Genomic DNA, 17,098 nt, shown 5'->3' on the forward strand with positions numbered 1-17,098 from the left:
AACATCTGGCGTGGTCTGTTGGTCAGAATACCCGAATGCAAATATTTCGATGCGGCAAGCCGTTTAACCGCGTGTTGTATTCCAAACTTACTTTGTAGGGATCTGATGTTTGTAGGGAATGTCAGGCTGAATTGTTCCCTTATAAGGTGATTAATTCGGTATAAGTAAGTTTTTTCAGTACAGATATCCCTAACAACTGAATCTACTCATGGAGAGTGTTAAACATGAAAAAATTAATTTCAAATTTAAAGTCGACTCAAAGCAGCAAATTTTTAGTTGCGTTTTTTGTTATTGCTAGCGCAATGTTTGCCGTCACCGCTTGTGAGAAAGGGCCAGCAGAGAAGGCGGGTGAAAGTATCGACCAAGGTGTAGAAAACACCAAAGACGCCTACCAAGAAGGTGTTGAAGAAGTACAAGACGAAATGGACGACCACAGCTAAGCGTAGTTTGATCTGTTTCTCGTTTCGGCGTATTTGGATGCGCCGCTAATCTCGGGCTGTGTTAGGGCGTAATTGCTTAAAGCACAGCCCGATTTTTTTGTCTGTGATATTCTGTGCCCATAAATAATGTTTGTGGGGAAAAGAATGCCTAAGCTTATTAGCCTAGCCATGATGGTTTTACTAGTGGCATGCACCAAACTACCCAGTGGGGTAGAGGCCGTACAAGGCTTTGATAAAACCAAGTATCTGGGGAAGTGGTATGAAATTGCCCGTTTAGATCAGCGTTTTGAGGCGGGTTTAAGTCAGGTAACGGCTGAATATAGCCTGCGTGACGACGGTGGCATTCAGGTGGTTAATCGCGGCTATTCTGCTGCCGATGGTGAGTGGCGAGAGGCCGAAGGGCGGGCTTACTTTGTTGGCGAGGAATCGACCGCCCATTTAAAAGTATCTTTTTTTGGTCCGTTCTACTCTTCTTATGTCGCCTTTGAACTTGGCTATGACGAAGAAAATTCCCAATCAGAAAAATATCAGTACGCTTTTGTTAGCGGTTACAACAAATCTTACCTCTGGCTCCTAGCCAGAACTCCGATGGTTAGTGATGAGCTAATTAGTCGCTTTGTAAATAAGGCGCGATCACTGGGCTTTGATACTGGCAGTTTGCTGTATGTAAAACACCCAAAACCACTGGTGGAGAACTGAGTTGCTTGCACTGCTACGCCTCGGTAACAATGCTCGCCGCCCGAATATAAATGGCCGTATCTTTGTCATCGCATAAATCACGCTTAGACCGTTTTATTAGTCGCCAGACTGGCATAAAGCGCGGTGACATTAGGGCGCTACTCGCGCAGCGGCGGGTGAGGGTAGATGGGCAAGTGGCCACTGATATAGCGCAGTTAATCACCCAGTTTTCCCATGTAAGTTTGGACGAATGCGCCCTGCAGGCGCAAAAGCCCGTGTACGTGATGCTTAATAAACCCGCCGGTGTAGTGAGTGCGACTAAAGACGAGGAGCATACGACGGTTATTGATTTGCTCGCGCGCGAGGATCGTTCGCAATTGCATATTCCTGGCCGCCTAGACTTTAATTCGACAGGGCTATTATTGCTGACCAATGATGGTCATTGGTCGCGCCAGCTTAGCTTGCCAGAGCGCAATATTGAAAAAGTGTATACCGTTACGGTTGCTAAGCCGCTCACCGACGATTACGTGGCGGCCTTTGCGGCGGGTATGTATTTTGAGTACGAGAACGTCACTACGTTGCCAGCGCAATTACGAATTGTGTCTGACTATGTGGCAGAGGTGAGTTTGCGCGAGGGCCGCTACCATCAAATCAAACGCATGTTCGGCCGTTTCCAAAATGAGGTTTTAGCCCTGCATCGCCATCGCATCGGCAGCCTTGAATTAGATTTAAGTTTGGCGCCGGGCGAAAGCCGCGATTTAGCACTCAGTGAGCTTGCGGCTTTAGCTGCGAGCGAACTCGGTTTGTAGCATCTCCCGCCTCGCGTCAAGCGTGCTGCAAACTGCTTTATACTGCGACCTTAGAAAAGCCTGTAATCACAACTCGGAGCCTATGCCAAGCATGGCTAACTTACCTATTGAAGCCCTAATTCCCGATATTCGCCGCGTCTTAGCGAGCGCAGATGAATTAGTGCTGGAGGCGCCGCCCGGCGCCGGTAAAACCACGCGGGTGCCACTGGCTTTGCTGGCGGAACCTTGGTTAGCCGATCAGCGAATTCTGCTGTTGGAACCCCGCCGTATTGCGGCGCGCTCGGCGGCAGAACGTATGGCCGAGGTCTTGGGTGAGCGGGTCGGGCAAACCGTGGGCTATCGTATGCGCATGGACAGCGCGATAAGTGAGCGAACCCGAATCGAAGTGGTTACCGAGGGCGTGCTAACCCGCATGCTGCAAGACGATCCCTCGTTGGCAGGCATTGGCCTGCTAATTTTTGATGAATTTCACGAGCGCAGCCTCGATGCGGATTTAGGTTTGGCGTTAACACTAGAGGGGCGCAGCCTGTTTGGCGATTTGCGCGACCGCCCGCTTAAGATTTTGTTGATGTCGGCGACCTTGGATGGTGACCGTATTGCCGATCTTTTCAACACGGAAGCAGAGTCTGCCGCGACAGTGTTGCGCAGCGAAGGCCGTCAGTACCCAGTGAGTTTGCGCTACGCTGAGCCGTATCGGTTTGACCAAAACACAGTGGATCGGGTGTGTCGAATAGTTTTGGATGCACTGCGTGATGAGCAGGGCAGTATCCTCGTATTTTTGCCTGGTCAGGGCGAGATCCGGCGCTGCGCGATGAACTTGGCAAATAGCGTTGGCGACGATGTTATAGTCGCCCCGCTGTATGGCGATTTAAGCTTGGCAGACCAGCGCTTGGCCATTGCGCCGTCGCCGGCGGGCCATCGAAAAGTGGTATTGGCCACCAGTATTGCTGAAAGCAGTTTGACTATTGATGGTATTCGCGTGGTGGTCGACAGTGGCTTGGCGCGGGTGCCAGCGTTTGATCCTCGCACCGGTATGACGCGGCTGAATACCAAGCGCCTGTCCAAGGCCTCGTCTCAGCAGCGCGCTGGTCGAGCGGGGCGTTTAAGTGAAGGCGTGTGTTACCGGCTGTGGAGCGAGTCGCAGCAGCATGAGTTGGCGGCCTATAATGAGCCCGAAATTTTGCAAGCCGATTTAAGTGCGCTGGCTTTGCAATTGCTGCGCTGGGGCATCGCCGACCCCACGCAATTAACATGGTTAGATTTGCCGCCTGCCGCCGCCTACCAGCAAGCTTTGGACTTACTGGTCGACTTGGGCGCGCTAGTACAACGGGATGATCGCCTGCAAATTACCCCACACGGCGAGGCTATGGCTGGGCTGCCAGTGCATCCGCGGTTAGCGCATATGTTACTAAAGGGTCGTGAACTCGGATCGGCGCCCTTGGCCTGCGCTATTGCCGCCTTGCTGGGCGAGCGAGATTTTGGTCCCCGCGACAATGCCGATATGCAATCTCGCTTGGCAGTATTGCAAGGTGAGCAGCGCGCCGAACGCCAGCAGCAAGGTATTGTCGCGCGCTTAAAAAAGCAGCAGCAACAGTACGCCAGAATATTGGAGCGTAGCGGCGGGGCGAAAGGTGCCCCAGTGGATATTGATCCGGCGGTGCTGCTGGCCTACGCCTACCCCGATCGTATTGCTAAACAACGTCGCGAGCGCGGCCGCGACTATGTGCTAAGTAATGGCCGCGCCGCCAGCTTGAGTGAGGCGGATGCACTAAATGCTGCGCCATGGTTGGTGGTTGCCAGCTTGGGGGGCACGGCGGGCGGGCGCAGCGATTATATTCAGCTCGCGGCAGCGCTAAATCCAGCGCATTTTAGTGGATTATTGGCAAGTCGCGTACACGCGGTTGAACGGGCCGACTGGAATGATGCCAAGGGTCGCTTTATTGCTGAGCGCAGTCATTTAGTTGGCAGCCTAGTTTGGCAGCGAGAAATTCTGAGCACAATTTCACTTGAGCAAAAGACCGAGGCGCTACTTGCCTTTGTGCAGCGTCGAGGTCTAGTGGTGTTTGAGTGGCCCGATCACGTTCAGCAATGGCGGGCGCGAGTGATGTTGGCCGCGCAATTGAATTGTCCGCCCGGTGGCTGGCCTGATTTATGTGATGATGCTTTGTTGAGCACGGTCGCTGCGTGGTTGGCGCCGTATTTATCTGGCGTTAATTCATTAAATGATTTTAAGCGCTTGGATGTGGGTGAGATTTTGGCGGCGACGCTTGATTGGCCCCAGCGCAAGGCGCTGGATAGCTTGTTTCCCGAGCGCTTTGCGGTGCCGTCAGGTTCTAATATTCGAATTGATTACAGCCAGAACCCGCCGGTGCTGGCGGTAAAGCTGCAAGAGATGTTTGGCTGCACAGTGAACCCTGCGGTAGGTAATGGCCGCCAGCGTTTATTGCTCCATCTGTTGTCACCAGCGCGTAGGCCTCTGCAAGTTACTCAAGATTTAGCGGGGTTTTGGCAGGGTAGTTATCACGATGTTAAGAAGGAAATGAAGGGGCGCTATCCCAAACATCCATGGCCGGATAATCCGCTAGAGAGTTTGCCCACGGCGCGGCTTAAACCCCGCGGGACATAAACTAAAAAACCGCCGGATTAACGGCGGTTTTAAGACGTTGCATGGGATCGTTTGAAATTAGAAACGCACAGCGGCGCCGAGTAAAATGCCGTCGGCATCGGCGTCATTATTATTTTCTTCGATACTGGAGTCAAAAATCGACGCGTAAAGCTCGATTTGCGGGTTGGGGAAGAAACTAGCATCAATACTGATTGTGTCGCTAGAGGCGTCACCTACATCGGTGATGCCAGCGTTTACGCCTATACCGAACATGGTATTGAAGTAGTATGTGCCGCCAACAGCGATTTGATAGCCACTATCGTTGTCGGTGTCGATATAGCCAACAGCCACGTCATAGGCAACAGACGCGCCTTGGTTCAGGGGGTTCACGCCGTGAAAGGCGACGTCGAGGTAGTCTACGTCGGCGTTGTCGTCATCTTCTGTGGTGTAACTTACAACAACATCAGTATTGTCGTTTAAATAAGTACCCACACCGACGCGGATAGAATCTGCATCTGAGTTGCCAGTATCTACTGTAGTCCAATCGGCTTCGATAATGAGCTTAGTTGCAGTAACAAAGCGACCGCCAATATTGGTGGTTTCGATTTCGTCTGCATTTGCAAAGTCTGGTTCAATACTGAGAAAGTTGAAATTGACGAAAGAAGACTTGTCGAGGAAGCTGGCTTCTGCCAACGGGCCTTTGCTGGTATCAACTTTATCAAAATGGAATTCACCCGCGATGCCAAAACCGTCGTAGTCGGTGTTGGCTGCCTCGCCTTGGGTATACACCGCGCCGAGTTCAAATTGATAGTCGGCATAGGCGTGGCTGGTTGCCAAAATTGCGATGGCACTGGCTAATAGCGTCTTTTTCATTTACTACATCCCCGTTATGAACAGTTGTCCGCCAATGTAAACTTGGCTAATGACAAACTCTTTATGATTGTGTGACGTTTTAAACACCTCTCTTGCACCATTATTAAGCTATATTTTTGTTTTGCTCAATAATGGTGCAAGAGAGGTTAGCACAAGCTTTTTAATTTAAATACCGTCGTACCTTGGAATTTTGGGGGTTAAATTTTGGAGGTATTAGACCGCTTGTGAGGGGGGCGCAAATTTGACTTAATCTTGTTGGCTGTAGTCGGCATAGCGGCTTAGCACCTCAGCCATCTCCGCCTGATTAAGAATAATGGGTTCGCCACCTTGCAGGCTTAAATAATAGTTGGCGGCCAATTCTTCGATGTCTTTAGCAAGTGCCAAGGCGCGCAGCGGATCTGCTGCATAAGCAATTTGGCCGTGATTGGCCATTAGGCAGGCGCGGCGTTGTTGCAGCGCAGTGCTAACGTAGGCAGACAGCTCCTGAGTGCCATATGCGGCATATTGGGCGCAGGGAATTGAGTCGCCACCGGCGATGGCAACCATGTAGTGAAAGGCCGGAATGGCGCGACGCTGGCAAGCGAGCACCGTGGCGTAGCGCGAGTGGCAGTGAACAATACCACCAGCTTCGGGGTGGTCGAGGTAAACCTGCCAGTGCATGCGCCATTCGCTAGAAGGCTTGCGCTGATTCTTGGGGATTTCGCCATCACTGTCGATATAGACAAGATCGCCGGGGCGAGTATTGCCGGCTAGCTGGCCGCTGGCTGAGATTAGCATGCCGCCATCGGCGGTGCGCACCGAGGCGTTACCGCTCGCGCCAGGGCTTAGGTTGCTATTGCTCATGCCGTGTAGGGCGGCAACCAGCTGGGAACGCTCTACAGTGAAGGCCATTATTGGCCATTCCGCAGGGCTTGGATGCGTTTTTCGAGTGGCGGGTGTGAGCTAAATAACGCGGCCAAATCGGACTTGCTCTGGCTGCTTATACCAAAGGCGCTCATTTCGCCTGGCAGGTCAGTGGGCAGCCCTTGTTGGGCTTGCAGGCGCTGTAGGGCGGCGATCATATCTTGGCGTCCGGCTAGGCTAGCGCCGGCGGCGTCGGCGCGAAATTCTCGCCAGCGCGAAAACCACATCACAATGGTCGAGGCCAAAATACCCAAGACCATCTCGGCGATAAAGGTGGTGATATAAAACGCAATGCCGTGGCCGCGCTCGGTTTTAAATACCGTGCGGTCAACGGTGTGGCCGATAATTCGCGCAAAAAACATCACAAAGGTGTTCACAACCCCTTGGATCAGGGTCAGAGTAATCATATCGCCGTTGGCAACATGGCCAATCTCGTGGGCGAGTACGGCGCGTACTTCGTTGCGCCGCATTTGCTGCAGTAAGCCCTCAGATACCGCCACTAAGGCGGCGTTGCGGTTCCAGCCGGTGGCAAAAGCATTAGCCGACGGTGAGGGAAATATCGCGACCTCGGGCATGCCAATACCGGCCTTTTGAGCAAGCTCGGCCACGGTTTCTAGCAACCAGCGTTCGTCGTTGGTGCTAGGAGTTGTGATGACTTGCGCATGGGTTGCCCGTTTGGCCATCCATTTAGAAATTAGTAGCGAGATCAGCGAGCCACTCATGCCAAACACTGCGCAGAAGATCAGCAGCGATGAGAGGTTGAGGTCGATGCCATTGCTAGCCATGATGCTTTCTACACCGAGTAGGCTCAGCGTAATACTCGCAACTAAAACAATGGCTAAGTTGGTGGCAAGAAATAAGAGAATTCGCATCATGGCGCAGACTTCCGGTGTGTTAAGGACGACTATTAGATGGTGGCGGAGCGAGTCAGTTTCAAGCTATTGAGCGGAAATATCGTCTTGCCCTAAATTAAGCTGGTCAGCCGCTGCTAGCTCTGCGGTTTCGGCCACCGCAATGTCGCCATCCCTAGGCTCGGCAAGTGCTGGAATAGGCGGCCCAGCCTTTACAATCGGCTGTTTGCTGTCGTCGAGCTCGCATTCTAGGGGTTGTGCACGCAGGTAGATATCTTTACTGCTTTGCTCAAAAATCACATTGACCGCTTCATCGCGGTGAACGGTGCGAAACAGTAAGCGCCGGTCGCGGCCATCGAGCCACTGTTGCTGTTTGCCAAGGTAATGGCCGTGCTGATTTTGAATGACGAAAATAGTGGTCATTGAAGCCCTTGTCTGGAAATAACGGCGGGCGCTGATTTTACCGTGTTTGCCCGCGCGGGTGAACCTGCCGTTTCAGCGGCCGCGCTTGCCGAGCAAGACGTCTTTGGCGTCGTTAATCTGGCTGGCCAGAAAATCGTTGCCGCCGCGATCGGGGTGAAATTTCTGCATTAGCTTGCGATGAGCCGCAATAATCTCTTCATTGCTGGCGTCAGCGCTCAGGCCAAGTACCGCCAGTGCTTGGCTTTTGTTCATGCTCGTGCTGGGGCGCGGTGGTGGCGCTTGCTCGTCCTGTTGCGAGCCTTGCTCCCGGTTATTACTGCCGGCATTGCCATTCAGGCGATGGTATATATGCTTTAGAATATATTGGCGAACAAAGGGCAGGGCGCCACCTATAAGGCCGGCAATCCAAGGAACGCGGCCGGTTAACGACAGTAATACCAGTGCCGCGGCCGCCAAGCCAACGACCAAACTTACATAATATCCGCGGCGTTGATTGGCGGGTTTGTTTTGTACGGTTTTTACAAATTGATAAATGCCATAGAGAATTAGCACGGCAAAAAGCAAACGTATTATCATTCTAAGTCCTTGCTGGGGTGCATTTGCCGGTGCAGCCGCTACCCGCGATTTAAGCTGTGCTAAAGTATAAAGCCTTGTGGGCTCCAGACCCATCAATTGTATGCAACGGATTTTTTCATGGCTTTAGGATCTTCTCCTGCTCAGCGCTTCGTGTTGTTTCAATCTTTGTATCAGGCCAGTCAGTCCGGTGACAATAATTGGGATCAGGTGGTTGCGCTGTTGAGCAAGGGGCAGCGCACTGCCCAGCGGGCGCAGCTCGACGAGCTGGCCGAGCAGTTTGCCAGTGGCCAGCGCATCGTGCTCGCCGAATTGCGCGATGGCGGCATGTTTACCCGCTGGGAGCTGCAGTTTATGCAGCTCGGTTTGGCGGTGGGAAATTTGGCAAAAATCTATTTGCGCTTGGCCGAGCACTACCGTTTGCTGGCGGAATTTCGTCGCAATCTGCGCCGTCAGCTATGGCTGCCGCTAGCTATTGTTCTGCTTGTGGCTTGCGCATTGCCCTTGCTGTGGCTGAGTCGCGGGCTTATGGCGGGAGATGAAGCGCTGAATGTTGCCCTTGCATCTTTACTGCCTCTGCTCGCCGTGTATGGTTTGCTAAAAGCCTTGCAATACTCGGCGCCCTTGCAAACCCTTTGCCTGCGTATAAGTTATCGTTTGCCGGGGGTGGGGCGCGCACTGAGCCAGTATCAGAGTTATCACTATATGAATCATTTGGCCGACTGTATTGGCGCCGGTTTTTCGCTGCCTCAAGCCTTAAAGCAGTCGGCTAGGCGATTGCCGGACGCGCCGATCAATGGGCGTTATTATAAGTTGGCCAGTGACGTTGAAGCGGGGGGGCGATTTTCTAGCGCCTTGCTTAGTAGTGGAATTCTGAGCGGGGTGGCCATGCCGTCGACCTCGGAAATGCTAGATGCCAAACAGGTGCCAGCCCTATTGGGCTTGGCGATACATCGGGTGTGTGAGGAGCAATTGGTGTTTTGGGCGGGTAGCTTGCCGTGGTTACTGCTGGGCTTGCTACCCTATATGGTTGTGCTTAATGCATGGTTTCTCGGGCGCTAAGTTTTTCCAGTTCTTCAATATAGTGGCGACGTCCTGATAGTTCACGCTCAATTGCAAAGCGTTCGGAATTATCTTGCCACTCGGCGTTTTTTAGCAGTTCCCAAAGTTTGCGGCTGCATAAGTTTTTTACATTCACATCGTTATTTTGTTTGTTCATCATCATTCTCCATTGCGCCGTCTGCGCCTTCTTCCTTTGTCATTCGTGGTTACTAATTGTTGCTGCTGCTTGCCACTATCGCTGTTGCAAATGACAGGGGTATGACAGCTTTTCGTTTTTGACAATTTTTTTGTGAGTATGCCGCCGCGAATTTTTAGGCTTTAAACTAAAGCGAATTCTTAGATCGCGAGGTGTTGTTGCTCACCGAATAAATTGTCTGGTTTTGCCGATTTGACCTGCTGTTTCAGGTCATTGATCTGGTGTCAGTTCGCAAGCGGGCATAACTGCGGGCTTGCTAGCTGCTTTTCCGTACGTGGGTGTTTACTACGCGGTAAAAGCTAATCCTGATACGACTAATCTCAACTATTGATCGGACACATTGAAGCTAGCAAAGTTCAGGCCAGTTGGCAATTATTATTTTTTTGTACACGGAAAATCGGTGATTTAGCCGTTTATTTTAAAGAAAATGGGCCTAATAGCTGGCAACTACCGCTAATTATTGGCGTTTCTTTATGTGTGGGGTGTTTTCATCTGAAATGGGGTGAATTGCCAGTCTGCACAATTAATTGTTTGGTGTGCACCGTAATGGTGCTCTTTTTAGGCTCTGGGAATTCTATGTCTGGGGGTTTAGTCCTCTGGCGCTTGATAAAGCAATAATGCGCTCGCAGCGGCGGCCAGTAGCTGGGCTTCGTCTGCGCCGAGTGCGTTGTGTAACCACACGCGTCCTTGGTCGATGGTTTCCACCGCGGCGAGGATTTGCTGATTGCGGCTAATTTGGTAGCCGATCACGCCCATGTTAATACTGCTGTTATTTGCGCTGTGGATGCTGTGTATGTGGTAGCTGGCGTCGTTGCTGTAGAGGGCGCCGCGGCGGTGCGTTTCACCGCCGCGCTGCCCCATGGCAATATGCCACTGCGGGCTGGTGTTATCGCGCTTGATTTCACAGCCGAAGCGGTTTTCTGCGGCCAGTAACCAGCTCCATTCTCCGCGTTGCGCACTGCCAAAATTCAGTGATTCGCTATTGTTTTGATGTTGGCAGTCGATGCGCTGTTGCTCGCCGCGAGGTCCTTGCAAGGTGTAGCGAAAGCCGCCGTGGCGGTCGCTGCTTTTGTAGTTGGCAATTTGGAGTTCGTTGCTACTATCCCAGTCGCGGTCGACAACATCGGTGTGATAGGGGCCAAAGTTAAGCCGTTGGCGAATTAGCAGGCCCTGTCTGCCGGTGACCGGATAGACGTCAGCATTCGCGCTGAACGCTGGGTCGAGGTCTATGCTTAAGGCCGTGCATGCGCTAAGCAAAAGTGCAGTGAAACCCAGTAGTACTTTGCGCTTCAAGTTACTTATCTCGCTTAGCGATGTCGTGGCCATATTGTTGCTCAGTTATGCTTCGTCAATAACCGCGTCGACAAAGTAATGGTCGATGCCATTCACTTTCTCTTTAACCAAGCCGTGGCAGTCGGTTTCAAAGCCTGGGAAGCGGGAGTTAAAGTCGCGCACAAATTGCAGGTAGCGGACAATAATATTATTGAAGCGCTCGCCGGGAATGAGTAGCGGAATGCCTGGTGGGTAGGGCGTTACCAGCATGGCGGTAATGCGGCCTTCCAGCTCATCTATGGGGACGCGCTCAACCTTGCGGTGAGACATTTTGGCCCATGCGTCGGCGGGGATCATTGCCGCTTCCATTTCCGAGAGATACATCTCGGTGGTGATTCGCGCAAGATCGTACTCTTTATATACATTGTGAATGTCGCTACACAAATCGCGCAGACCAATTTTCTCGTATTTTGGGAATTTAGCGGCGAACTGAGGCATTACCCGCCACAGTGGTAGGTTCTGGTCGTAGTCGTCTTTAAATTGCTGGAGCTCGGTCACCATCGAGTTCCAGCGGCCCTTGGTGATGCCGATGGTGAACATGATGAAGAAGGAGTACATGCCGGTTTTTTCGATGATAATACCGTGTTCAGCTAAATACTTGCTGACGATAGAGGCGGGAATACCGATGTCATCGAAATTGCCGTCAACATCCAAGCCAGGGGTAATAATGGTCGCCTTGATCGGGTCCAGCATATTAAAGCCAGACTCGATATTGCCAAAGCCGTGCCAGCGGTCGTCGGAGTGAATAACCCAGTCGTCACGGTCGCCAATGCCTTCTTCAGCCAATACTTCCGGCCCCCAAACCCGGAACCACCAATCGTCGCCGTAATCGGCGTCGACCTTGCGCATAGCGCGGCGGAAATCCAGCGCTTCCATAATGGATTCGTCAACTAGGGCTGTGCCGCCAGGTGCTTCCATCATAGCCGCAGCCACGTCGCATGAGGCGATAATGGCGTACTGGGGGCTAGTGGATGAGTGCATTAAATACGACTCATTGAAACGGTGGGTGTCGAGTTTACGCTGGGTGCCGTCTTGGACCAGAATCTGCGATGCTTGAGAAAGGCCCGCCAAGAGCTTATGGGTAGACTGGGTGGCAAATACTAGGGTGTCGTCGGAGCGCGGGCGACCGGCGCCGATGGCGTGCATATTGTGATAGAAACTGTGAAAGGCGGCATGGGGCAGCCAGGCTTCGTCAAAATGCAAGGTGTCGATGGTGGAGTCGAGAATGTCTTTGATTTCTTCGACGTTATACACAATCCCGTCGTAGGTGCTCTGAGTAATGGTTAGAATACGCGGTTTTTTGTCTTCGGCGTGGCGAGCAAAGGGGTGATCTTCAATCTTTTTGCGAATCGCTGCGGGATCAAATTCGCTCTTTGGAATTGGGCCGATAATCCCGTAATGATTGCGGGTTGGCATTAAGAACACCGGAATCGCGCCGGTCATAATAATACTGTGCAATATCGACTTATGGCAGTTGCGGTCAACTACGACTATGTCGCCAGGGGCAACGGTGGAGTGCCATACCACTTTGTTTGAGGTCGAGGTGCCGTTGGTCACAAAGAACAGGTGGTCGCAGCCAAATATGCGGGCGGCATTGTTCTCGCTGGCGCTAACGGGGCCGGTGTGGTCGAGTAACTGACCGAGCTCTTCAACTGCGTTACACACGTCGGCGCGGAGCAGGTTCTCACCAAAGAACTGGTGGAACATTTGCCCAACGGGGCTTTTTAAGAAGGCAACGCCGCCAGAGTGACCGGGGCAGTGCCATGAATAGGAGCTGTCGCTGGCGTAATTCATTAATGCTTGGAAGAACGGCGGTGCGAGGGCCGACAGGTATTTATTGGCCTCGCGAATAATGTGCCGCGCCACAAAGTCTGGGGTGTCTTCAAACATGTGAATGAAACCGTGCAATTCGCGCAGGATTTCATTGGGAATATGGCGCGAGGTGCGGGTTTCACCGTAGAGAAACACCGGAATGTCGGTGTTGCGTTGGCGCACGGCGGTCATAAATTGGCCGATAGATTCTAGCGCTTGGCTCACGGTTTCGTCGCTGCCGTCGCCAAACTCTTCGTCGTCGATCGACAAAATAAAGCAGGAGGCGCGACTCGCCTGTTGTGCAAAGGCGGTAAGGTCGCCGTAGCTGGTCAAACCGATGACTTCCATGCCCTCTTTGCTAATGGCGTCGGCGAGGTCGCGGATGCCGGAGCCAGAGATATTTTCTGAGCGAAAATCTTCGTCAATGATGACGACGGGGAAACGAAATTTCATTTATACGGCCATTGTTGGTGTTGGCTTTTCTCGGAGAATCTCCGAGTCCTATCGCACAGCTTAATGAGTCAAGCTTGCTGCGCGGCTTTGTAATATCGCTTTTGACAGTGGTAATGATATTACTTTATTGACTGCCTACCCTAACAATAATCCATGACAGCTGTCAGTCAAATCGGGCTTATTTTGACGGATAAGACGGACGGACGCACGGAAAGTTTTTTGTGGGGTTGTTTTCTGAAGTTGGGCCTTTACCCGCCAGAGTGTGCTTGGCGGGTAAAGCCTCAGTTGATGCTTTCTAGCAAATACTGAGGAAGCGCAAATGCGCCGATATGCAGGGCAGGATTGTAGTAGCGGGTTTTAATGCCGCTGGCTGCAAACCGTGCTTGCAGCGTGTTTAAGTCTTGGCTGCGAGCGCTTGGCTCATTGCTGGCCCAGGCAAAGGTCATAATGCCGCCAACATAGCTTGGCACCGCCGCTGCGTAAAACGCCGTGTCGCTAAACAGTGGCGACAGACGCTGGTGGCTGGTGCTAACTTCATCGGGTTGCATAAACGCCACGCCATTCTGGGCAGCAAAAATACCGCCGGGCTTCAGGCAGCGCTTAATCCCTTCGTAAAACGGCGAGGTAAATAATACTTCGCCGGGGCCGATGGGGTCGGTGCTGTCAGACAGAATCACGTCAAACTGGCGGTCGCATTGCTTAACAAAGTCGATGCCGTCGCCAATCACAATTTCAGCGCGGGAATTTTCATAGGCGCCAGCCGAGTGGTTGGGCAGGTACTTAACGCACATATCAATAACGGCTTGGTCAATTTCAACCTGCACGGCGCTTTCTACTTCGGGGTGCTTGAGCACTTCGCGAAGTAAGCCGCCGTCGCCGCCGCCAATAATCAGCACATTTTTGGCATTGCCATGGGCAAATAGTGGGGTGTGAGCCAGCATTTCGTGGTAAATGAATTCATCGCGTTCGGTGGTTTGAATAATCCCATCGAGCGCCATGACCCGACCAAAACTGCCGGATTCAAATATAATCAAATGCTGATGTTCGGTCTTGCTTTCAAACAAGACCTCGCGAATATGAAAACCTTGGTGGTAGTCGCCGTGGAGGGTTTCGTTAAACCACTCAGACATCGTCCATTCTCCCGCGCAGGTTTTCGCCCACCTCAATACGAGACGGTGAAAAGGCCTTTTGCAGGATCTCTACAGCCAATTCTGGTTTTGCGTCGCCGCACATGAAAACATCAAATGCAGCGTAGTCGCGCTCTGGCCAAGTGTGCACGCTAATGTGTGACTCGGCTAATACGGCAACTCCAGAGATTCCACCGTTTGGGGTGAAATGATGCATATGAATATGCAACAGCGTTGCACCACATTCATTGACACAGTCAATAAAGGCTTTTTCCATACGGGGGAGTTCGTCGAGGTGGGAAGCGCCCCACAGATCGATAATTAAATGCGTTCCAGCGTAAGCTACGCCGTCACGGATAATGAAGTGGTCGAGATTTTCGTCGGACTGTGTAATCGGGTTACACGTGGCAGCGCCGGCCTCCAAAGAAGGCATATGATCTAGGCTTTTCATTTAGCATAAATCCTCCGCATAGGTGAAAGAGCCGGCGATTTAAACGTGTTTTACCCCAAATAGCAATAAAAAATCCTGTTAAAATCCCCGTGCTGGCCATTTGCCAAAGTCATTGAAGGGCTTAAGGTTTTATCACTTTCCGGCGCTGGCTTGCGGGTGGTAAATCAGGGCATAGTAGTCGACTGTTTGTGGAAACATATAAGGAGTCTGCGCCATGAGTATTTTTGATCGCCACCGCACGCCAGCCGTCATCCCCACCGCAGAGCAAGCGCTGCCCGGCCGCAGCGAGAAAATGCCGGTGCCAGCCGAGCACACGGTGTTAAAAACCCCAATGGTTGGGCCATTCCCAGCCGACTTTCAGCAACTGGTGTTTGGCCTTGGTTGTTTTTGGGGCGCAGAGCGAAAGTTTTGGCAGCAAGCTGGGGTGTATACCACGGCAGTTGGCTATTGCGGCGGCTACACCCCGAATCCGAGCTACCACGAAGTGTGTTCGGGCATGACCGGCCACAACGAGGTAGTGTTGGTGGTGTTTGACCCCGCAATAATCAGTGCGAAAAAATTGCTGACCGTGTTTTGGGAGAGCCACAATCCGACTGAGGGTATGCGTCAGGGCAACGATATTGGCACCCAATACCGCTCGGGTATTTATTGCTCAGACGAAGCCCAGTTGGCATTGGCAAAAGCCTCCGCCGAGCAATATCAACAAGCGCTAAGTAAAGCTGGCTTGCCAGAAATTAGCACCGAAATTGTAATGGCCGCTGAGTTTTATTACGCCGAAGACTATCACCAGCAGTATTTAGACAAGAATCCGGGCGGCTATTGCGGTTTGGGTGGCACAGGGGTGAGTTGCCCGCTGTAGTGAGATTCGTCCGACGTTAGACGTCGGACGTCTGACGATTAGTTACCCCGCCATTTGGTCTGATATAGATCGTGACGACGATCCCGCAAGTTCTGCACGGTGCCGCTATTGCGGGCGACTCTCAGTGCTTCTGGCCGTAAATCGGCAATGGCCACGGTTTCCACGTTGGGGGTGGTGTCGGCGGCGATGCCGTCACGGGCAAAGTGGAAATCGCAGGGGGTGAGAATACAGCTCTGAGCGTATTGAATGTCCATATTGGCGACATTGGGTAAGTTGCCGACGTTGCCCGACATAACCACGTACACCTGATTCTCCACAGCGCGAGCTTGGCAGCAGTAGCGCACCCGCATATAGCTTTGGCGCTCGTCGGTGCAGAAGGGCACGAATAGAATTTCTGCACCCTGATCTACCAGGTGGCGGGCCAGCTCGGGAAATTCGGAGTCGTAGCAAATTAACACGCCAATGGGGCCGCAGTCGGTGTCGATAACTTGCAGTTCATTACCGCCTTCAATATTCCACCAGTACACCTCACTTGGTGTGGGGTGGATTTTGGCCTGCTCGTCAACTCGGCCATCGCGGTGGAAGACGTAGGAGATATTTTCCACGCGGCCATTGGCCACGCGGGTGGGGTGGGAGCCGCCGATGATATTGATGTTGTAGCGCACTGCCAAATCTTGCATGGCCTCAACATAGCGCGGTGTGTATTTTGTTAGGGCTTCTATCGATTGAATCGGGGTTAATTCCTGATCTTCAATCGACAGTAATTGCAGGGTGATTAATTCGGGGAAGACCACGAAATCACCTTTGTAGTCGGCAACCACGTCTACAAAGTATTCTATGAACGACATGAATTCAGTGAAGGACTGCACGCGACGCTGCATATACTGCACGGTGCCAACCCGCACGGTGTCGGGTTGACGGCCGCCGTGGCGTTTGGTGTGGGCGGCGGCAGCGGCAGTTTCAACCTTGGGATTATTCCACACAAGATGCACGCCGTAGCCCAGCGAATCTTTGTCGGTGCTTAAGTAATTTGGCACCAAATCGATTACTTCAAAATCGTTATGGAGCTGGAACGATAGCACTGGATCGCGAGTTTTTTGGGTAACGACGGCGTCTAGGTAGTTTGCAGCGCTGCCGTATTTTTTCATGCGCTTTGACAAGCTGGGCAGGCGGCCGACAAAGACAATGCCTTTTAGGCCCAGCGATTCACACAGTTTTTTACGGGCGTTGTAAAGCCGTTGGCCAATGCGATAGCCGCGCACGCTGCTGTCTACGCAAACCTCCATGCCATACATCCACTCGCCTTCAGGGTCGTGGCGGGTGCCGTAGCCGTTGGCCGTAATCGCCGCCCAGCTATGGGGCTTTAAGCAGACTTCGCCACTGATCCGGAACGTAGCGCAATAGCCAACTATCTCATCTTCCAAGGTAACAACAAATTTACCTTCACCAAAATTATTGAGCTGGCCGCGTAATTCCGCCCGGGTATAGGGGTCGATCCCTGTGCCGTCGTAGACCCGCTTCGACAGCGCGGCAATGGCTGGAATGTCCTTTATCATTGCGTTTCTAACCCGCAAAACTTTGCCGGTGGAGGCAATTTTTTTACCACCAGTGGTGTTTTTGGCCATGATTTTAACTCTTGATTGGGGCTAGG

17 protein-coding genes are annotated in these 17,098 nt (G+C 52.3%); 6 read left to right on the plus strand and 11 right to left on the minus strand.

Features of this window, described 5'->3' with window-relative positions:
* The first annotated feature begins 224 nt into the window (after positions 1-224).
* The 4 genes from P1U47_RS00005 to hrpB all read left to right on the plus strand — a co-directional run bounded on the left by P1U47_RS00005 (position 225) and on the right by hrpB (position 4,553).
* Entirely contained in the window at positions 225-440 is a 216-nt protein-coding gene (locus P1U47_RS00005; protein WP_301026445.1) for a hypothetical protein, read from the plus strand.
* 144 nt (positions 441-584) lie between these two features.
* The gene (locus tag P1U47_RS00010) at positions 585-1,139 is read left to right on the plus strand and encodes a lipocalin family protein (RefSeq protein ID WP_301026447.1); all 555 of its coding nucleotides are present in this window, start codon (positions 585-587) and stop codon (positions 1,137-1,139) included.
* A gap of 50 nt (positions 1,140-1,189) precedes the next feature.
* Positions 1,190-1,927 carry a 16S rRNA pseudouridine(516) synthase gene (locus P1U47_RS00015; RefSeq protein ID WP_301026448.1) on the plus strand — a complete coding sequence of 246 codons (738 nt, stop codon included), beginning with the start codon at positions 1,190-1,192 and terminating at the stop codon, positions 1,925-1,927.
* Positions 1,928-2,018: 91 nt separating this feature from the next.
* Positions 2,019-4,553: an ATP-dependent helicase HrpB gene (gene hrpB / locus P1U47_RS00020; protein WP_301026449.1), complete on the plus strand. Its 2,535-nt coding sequence runs from the start codon at positions 2,019-2,021 to the stop codon at positions 4,551-4,553.
* Between the two features lie 57 nt (positions 4,554-4,610).
* Here the strand turns inward: hrpB and P1U47_RS00025 are convergent, their stop codons facing one another.
* The 5 genes from P1U47_RS00025 to P1U47_RS00045 all read right to left on the minus strand — a co-directional run bounded on the left by P1U47_RS00025 (position 4,611) and on the right by P1U47_RS00045 (position 8,158).
* Positions 4,611-5,405 carry a putative porin gene (locus P1U47_RS00025; protein WP_301026450.1) on the minus strand — a complete coding sequence of 265 codons (795 nt, stop codon included), beginning with the start codon at positions 5,403-5,405 and terminating at the stop codon, positions 4,611-4,613.
* A 246-nt stretch (positions 5,406-5,651) separates the two neighbouring features.
* Complete coding sequence (locus tag P1U47_RS00030) at positions 5,652-6,296, minus strand: class II aldolase/adducin family protein (protein ID WP_301026451.1); 645 nt, start codon at positions 6,294-6,296, stop codon at positions 5,652-5,654.
* Positions 6,296-7,183: a protease HtpX gene (gene htpX, locus P1U47_RS00035; RefSeq protein WP_301026452.1), complete on the minus strand. Its 888-nt coding sequence runs from the start codon at positions 7,181-7,183 to the stop codon at positions 6,296-6,298. The genes P1U47_RS00030 and htpX overlap by 1 nt, the downstream gene beginning before the upstream one ends.
* Before the next feature lie 63 nt (positions 7,184-7,246).
* Positions 7,247-7,582 (minus strand): hypothetical protein, encoded by a 336-nt coding sequence (locus tag P1U47_RS00040; protein ID WP_301026453.1) that lies wholly within the window; start codon positions 7,580-7,582, stop codon positions 7,247-7,249.
* Positions 7,583-7,654: 72 nt separating this feature from the next.
* Complete coding sequence (locus P1U47_RS00045; RefSeq protein WP_301026454.1) at positions 7,655-8,158, minus strand: DnaJ domain-containing protein; 504 nt, start codon at positions 8,156-8,158, stop codon at positions 7,655-7,657.
* 117 nt (positions 8,159-8,275) lie between these two features.
* Here P1U47_RS00045 and P1U47_RS00050 point away from each other — a divergent pair, with 117 nt between their 5' ends.
* The gene (locus P1U47_RS00050) at positions 8,276-9,217 is read left to right on the plus strand and encodes a type II secretion system F family protein (RefSeq protein ID WP_301026455.1); all 942 of its coding nucleotides are present in this window, start codon (positions 8,276-8,278) and stop codon (positions 9,215-9,217) included.
* Here the strand turns inward: P1U47_RS00050 and P1U47_RS00055 are convergent.
* The 5 genes from P1U47_RS00055 to speD form a co-directional block, all read right to left on the minus strand.
* Entirely contained in the window at positions 9,192-9,374 is a 183-nt protein-coding gene (locus tag P1U47_RS00055; RefSeq protein ID WP_301026456.1) for a hypothetical protein, read from the minus strand. The two genes, P1U47_RS00050 and P1U47_RS00055, sit on opposite strands and share 26 nt — an antisense overlap.
* A gap of 627 nt (positions 9,375-10,001) precedes the next feature.
* Positions 10,002-10,739, minus strand: coding sequence for a hypothetical protein (locus tag P1U47_RS00060; protein WP_301026457.1), 738 nt, complete (start codon positions 10,737-10,739; stop codon positions 10,002-10,004).
* A gap of 12 nt (positions 10,740-10,751) precedes the next feature.
* Entirely contained in the window at positions 10,752-13,010 is a 2,259-nt protein-coding gene (locus P1U47_RS00065; protein WP_301026458.1) for an Orn/Lys/Arg decarboxylase N-terminal domain-containing protein, read from the minus strand.
* A 281-nt stretch (positions 13,011-13,291) separates the two neighbouring features.
* Positions 13,292-14,140 (minus strand): polyamine aminopropyltransferase, encoded by an 849-nt coding sequence (speE, locus tag P1U47_RS00070; protein WP_301026459.1) that lies wholly within the window; start codon positions 14,138-14,140, stop codon positions 13,292-13,294.
* A complete protein-coding gene (gene speD / locus P1U47_RS00075) occupies positions 14,133-14,588 on the minus strand; it encodes an adenosylmethionine decarboxylase (protein ID WP_301026460.1) in 456 nt (151 codons plus the stop codon). Before speD ends, speE begins: the two co-directional genes overlap by 8 nt.
* Positions 14,589-14,802: 214 nt before the next feature.
* Between speD and msrA the strand changes: the two genes are divergently transcribed.
* On the plus strand, positions 14,803-15,447 hold the full coding sequence (msrA, locus tag P1U47_RS00080) for a peptide-methionine (S)-S-oxide reductase MsrA (RefSeq protein WP_301026461.1): 645 nt from the start codon (positions 14,803-14,805) through the stop codon (positions 15,445-15,447).
* A gap of 38 nt (positions 15,448-15,485) precedes the next feature.
* On the opposite strand, the gene P1U47_RS00085 is transcribed toward msrA, so the two are convergent.
* Entirely contained in the window at positions 15,486-17,072 is a 1,587-nt protein-coding gene (locus P1U47_RS00085; RefSeq protein WP_301026462.1) for a carbon-nitrogen hydrolase family protein, read from the minus strand.
* Positions 17,073-17,098 lie beyond the last annotated feature (26 nt).

The organism is Zhongshania sp. (genome assembly GCF_029212375.1).
GTDB lineage: Bacteria > Pseudomonadota > Gammaproteobacteria > Pseudomonadales > Spongiibacteraceae > Spongiibacter.